This window comes from Cupriavidus sp. 05N40 (genome assembly GCF_056397305.1).
Window position 1 is genome coordinate 1 of the sequence record NZ_JBFTND010000355.1, and the last position, 4,124, is coordinate 4,124.

2 protein-coding genes are annotated in these 4,124 nt (G+C 65.8%); both read right to left on the reverse strand.

The window, feature by feature from the left end:
* A partial coding sequence (gene acnA, locus AC1DO7_RS39890; RefSeq protein ID WP_477117464.1) for an aconitate hydratase AcnA occupies positions 1 to 2,676 on the reverse strand: 2,676 nt, incomplete at its 3' end.
* A gap of 294 nt (positions 2,677 to 2,970) precedes the next feature.
* Positions 2,971 to 4,124: bifunctional 2-methylcitrate dehydratase/aconitate hydratase (locus tag AC1DO7_RS39895; protein WP_477117465.1), on the reverse strand; the 1,154-nt coding region annotated here is incomplete at its 5' end.

Below are 4,124 nucleotides of genomic sequence, written 5' to 3' on the forward strand. Positions count from 1 at the left end.
CGGCAGGATGCCGCCGTGGTTGTAGTAGTCGACTTCGATCGGCGTGTCGATGCGCAGCAACACCGGGACGCGCTGCACGTCGCCATTGGAGCGCTTGATCACCAGCGTGACGTCCTGCTGCGGCTTGAGGTCGCCCTCAATGCCTTCGATGTCGAAGGTCTCGTTACCGATGATGCCGAGCGACTGCACGCTGTCGCTGCCCTTGAACTGCAGCGGCAGCACGCCCATGCCGACCAGGTTGGAGCGGTGGATGCGCTCGAAGCTGCGCGTGATCACGGCCTTCACGCCGAGCAGTTGGGTGCCCTTGGCCGCCCAGTCGCGCGACGAGCCGGTGCCGTACTCCTCGCCGCCGAACACCACGGTGGGCGTGCCTTCGGCGATGTACTTCATGGCGGCGTCGTAGATCGACATTTCTTCGCCGGAGGGCTGGTGCAGCGTGACGCCGCCTTCCACGCGCGAGCCGTCGGGCTTGACCGGCAGCATCAGGTTCTTGATGCGCACGTTGGCGAAGGTGCCGCGCATCATGACTTCATGGTTGCCGCGGCGCGAGCCGTAGCTGTTGAAGTCCGCCTTGAGCACGCCGTTGGCCTGCAGGTACTTGCCCGCGGGCGAGGTTTCCTTGATCGAGCCGGCCGGCGAGATGTGGTCGGTGGTCACGGAATCGCCGAAGACGCCGAGCGCGCGCGCATTGCGCACGCTGGACTGGGTCGCGGCCGGCTCCATGCCGAAGTCCTGGAAGAAGGGCGGCTCGGCGATATAGGTTGACGCGGGCCAGTCGTAGACCTGGCCCTTGGTGCCCTTGACCTTGGCCCACAGCTTGCTCGGCTTCTTGACCTGCTCGTAGTTGGTCCGGAAGACGTCCGCGTCCATGGCGAACTTCAGCAGGGCGTGGATTTCCTCCGAGGTCGGCCAGATGTCGCCCAGGTAGATATCGCGGTCGCCCTTGCCGACGCCCACCGGCTCGGTCATCAGGTCGCGCGTGACGTTGCCGGCGATGGCGTAGGCCACCACCAGCGGCGGCGAGGCCAGGAAGTTGGCGCGGATGTTCGGGTGGATGCGCGCCTCGAAGTTGCGGTTGCCSGACAGCACCGCGGCGGCCACCAGGTCGTTCTTGGTGATGGCCTCATTGAGCTCCGGCGTGAGGTCGCCGGCGTTGCCGATGCAGGTGGTGCAGCCGYAGGCGGTCACGCCGAAGCCCAGCTTTTCCAGGTAGGGCAGCAGGCCGGTGGCCTGCAGGTATTCCGTCACCACGCGGCTGCCGGGAGCGAGCGAGGTCTTGATGTGCGGCGCCACCTTCAGGCCGGCTTCCACCGCCTTCTTGGCCAGCAGGCCGGCGGCCAGCAGCACGCTCGGGTTGGAGGTGTTGGTGCAGGAGGTGATGGCGGCGATCAGCACGTCGCCGTTCTTCACGTTCACGCCGTCGGCCGTGGTGTAGGTCTTGTCCAGCTCGGCGATGTCCTTGTTGAAGCCATTCTCGGCGGTCGGCTTGGCGAACAGCGAGGCAAAGGTGGTCTTGACGTTGCCGATCTCGATGCGGTCCTGCGGGCGCTTSGGGCCGGCCAGCGAGGGAGCCACGGTGCCGAGATCGAGCGTGACGACCTTGGTGAAGTCGATTTCGCCGGCCTTGGGCACGCCGAACATGTTCTGGGCGCGGAAATAGCCTTCGAAGGCGGCGATCTCCTCTTCCGTGCGGCCGGTGCCCTTGAAGTAGTCGATGGTCTTTTCGTCGACCGGGAAGAAGCCCATGGTGGCGCCGTACTCGGGCGCCATGTTGCCGATGGTGGCGCGGTCCGGCAGCGCCAGGCTCGCCGTGCCTTCGCCGAAGAACTCGACGAACTTGCCGACCACTTTTTCGCGGCGCAGCATTTCGGTGATGGTCAGCACCAGGTCGGTAGCGGTGACGCCTTCGCGCAGGCGGCCCTTCAGTTCCACGCCGACCACGTCCGGCGTCAGGAAGTAGACCGGCTGGCCCAGCATGCCGGCTTCCGCCTCGATGCCGCCCACGCCCCAGCCCACCACGCCGATGCCGTTGATCATGGTGGTGTGGCTGTCGGTGCCGACCAGGGTGTCGGGGTAGTACACACCGTCCTTCTTGTGCACGCCGCGCGCGAGGTACTCCAGGTTGACCTGGTGCACGATGCCGAAGCCCGGCTGCACCACGCCGAAGGTGTCGAAGGCCTGCATGCCCCACTTCATGAACTGGTAGCGCTCGTTATTGCGCTGGAATTCCAGCTGCATATTGAGGTCCAGCGCCTTCTTCTCGCGGAAATGGTCGATCTGCACCGAGTGGTCGACCACCAGGTCCACCGGGACCAGCGGCTCGATCTTCTTGGGGTTCTTGCCCATCTTCTCGGCCACGTTGCGCATGGCGGCCAGGTCGGCCAGCAACGGCACGCCGGTGAAGTCCTGCAGCACCACGCGGGCTACCACGAAGGGGATTTCGTCCACGCGCTCGGCAACCGGCTGCCAGTTGGCCAGTTGGCGCACGTGTTCTTCGGTGACCTTCTTGCCGTCGCAGTTGCGCAGCACCGATTCGAGCACGACGCGAATCGATACCGGCAGGCGCTCGACCGCCACGCCCAGTGCCTTGCCCAGTTTCGGCAGGGAATAGTACTGGCCCTTGACGCCGGGGCTGATCTTGAATTCTTTCAGAGTCTTATTGAGATTGTGGGGCATTGCCTTACTCCATTCGAAAGATGGTGCGGACTAGCTTGGACTCGTAAACCGGTCTTGCTGCTCGGGCCGCACTGCGGGCGCTGGAACCAGCCCGCAGTGCGGCGCGGGCGCCGGCGAGGCGCCGTGTTCATGCTTGCTGCTGCTTCTGCCTTGCTGCTTTTTTTTGCTTCTGGGTTCCTGCTTCCTGGCCTTGCTTCCGGCTGCTGCGTGCGGCCTTGCGCCGACGAGGCCTTGCCACTGCATGCACCGCGTCGATTGTAGGGCAAGCCAGCGCGCGTTGCGCGGCCGCTTTGCTCAGATCACGTACAGATCCACATACTCGTGGACCGGCATCGCCTCCAGGCGTGCCTGGTCGAGCGACACGGCCAGGATGGCCTCCTGCTGCCTGGGCGGGAAGCGGCGCGCCAGGTTGGTCTTGAATTTCTCCACCAGCAGGGGGATGCCGTCTTCGCGGCGACGCCTGTGGCCGATCGGATATTCCACCACCACTTCTGGCAAAACCGTGCCGTCGTTCAGTTCCACGGTCAGGGCATTGGCGATCGAGCGCTTCCCGGGATCATGGTAGTCCGCGGTGAAGGCGGTGTCTTCCACGCAGGCGATCTTGTCGCGCAGCGCGTCGATGCGCGGGTCGGCCGCGACCTTGTCTTCGTAGTCTTCGGCGGTCAGCCGGCCGAACAGCAGCGGCACGGCGACCATGTACTGGATGCAGTGATCCCGGTCGGCGGGGTTCGCCAGCGGGCCCTGCTTGTCGATGATGCGGATGCAGGCCTCGTGCGTGCGGATGGTGACGCGCCCGATGTCCGCCGCGGTGCGGCCTGTGGCGGCAAGCTGGCCGTGCAGGGTCATCGCGGCCTCCACCGCGGTCTGCGAGTGGAATTCGGCCGGGAAGGAGATCTTGAACAGTACGTTCTCCATCACGTACGAGCCGTAGGGGCGCTGGAAGCGCAAGGGCTGGCCCTTGAACAGCACGTCGTAGAAGCCCCAGCCCTTGGCCGACAGCACCGAGGGATAGCCCATCTCGCCGGTCCTGGCGATCAGCGCCAGGCGCACGGCGCGGCTGGTGGCATCGCCGGCGGCCCAGCTCTTGCGGCTGCCGGTGTTGGGAGCGTGGCGGTRGGTGCGCAGCGACTGTCCGTCGACCCACGCCAGCGACACCGCGTTGATGATCTCGTCGCGCGTGAGGCCGAGSATCTGGGCGACCACGGCGGTGGACGCCACCTTGACCAGCACCACGTGGTCCAGGCCGACCTTGTTGAAGGAGTTTTCCAGCGCGATGCAGCCCTGGATCTCGTGGGCCTTGATCATGCCGGTGAGCACGTCTTTCATGGTCAGCGGCTTGCGCCCGGCGGCCACGCTGGTGCGCGAGAGCCAGTCGGYGGTGGCGAGGATGCCGCCGAGGTTGTCCGACGGGTGGCCCCATTCGGCGGCAAGCCAGGTGTCGTTGAAGT